This window comes from Ruminococcus sp. AF37-20 (genome assembly GCF_003460465.1).
GTDB classification, from domain to species: Bacteria; Bacillota; Clostridia; order Oscillospirales; family Ruminococcaceae; genus Hominimerdicola; species Hominimerdicola aceti.
The window spans coordinates 1-510 of sequence record NZ_QTVE01000059.1 but is presented as its reverse complement, the minus strand read 5'-3'; the positions used below and the strand labels follow the sequence as shown (position 1 = coordinate 510).

Below are 510 nucleotides of genomic sequence, written 5' to 3'. Positions count from 1 at the left end.
TGGCAGGGGCAGAAGGATTCGAACCCTCGGCACGCGGTTTTGGAGACCGCTGCTCTACCAACTGAGCTATACCCCTAGATAAAAAAATGTGGTGGACCATCAGGGACTCGAACCCCGGACCCACCGGTTATGAGCCGGTTGCTCTAACCAACTGAGCTAATGGTCCACATAGAGCAAAAAAATAGCAAGCTTTTTGAGAAGCTTGCATAACGACCTCACGCAAGCGAGAGGAAATATTGGTGACCCGTGGGAGAATCGAACTCCCGATGCCGGCGTGAGAGGCCGGAGTCTTAACCGCTTGACCAACGGGCCATATAATGCTGAGCTGCAGCATCTAAAGAAAAACCGCAGCGAGCAAAAATATATCTGCCCGTTACGGGAAATTTGGTGCACCATCGGGGACTCGAACCCAGGACCCACTGATTAAGAGTCAGTTGCTCTACCATCTGAGCTAATGGTGCATAGGTGTCGGCAGCACCCTATCTTACCGGGACGTTACCATCCAAGTAT

At 51.8% G+C, this 510-nt stretch carries 4 tRNA genes; all 4 read right to left on the bottom strand.

Annotation, left to right across the window (positions count from 1 at the left end):
* A tRNA-Trp gene (locus tag DW015_RS13275) sits at positions 1-76 on the bottom strand.
* A 13-nt stretch (positions 77-89) separates the two neighbouring features.
* Positions 90-166, bottom strand: a tRNA-Ile gene (locus tag DW015_RS13270).
* Positions 167-237: 71 nt separating this feature from the next.
* Positions 238-312: transfer RNA gene (locus tag DW015_RS13265), tRNA-Glu, on the bottom strand.
* A gap of 73 nt (positions 313-385) precedes the next feature.
* Positions 386-461 (bottom strand) — tRNA-Lys (locus tag DW015_RS13260).
* Positions 462-510 lie beyond the last annotated feature (49 nt).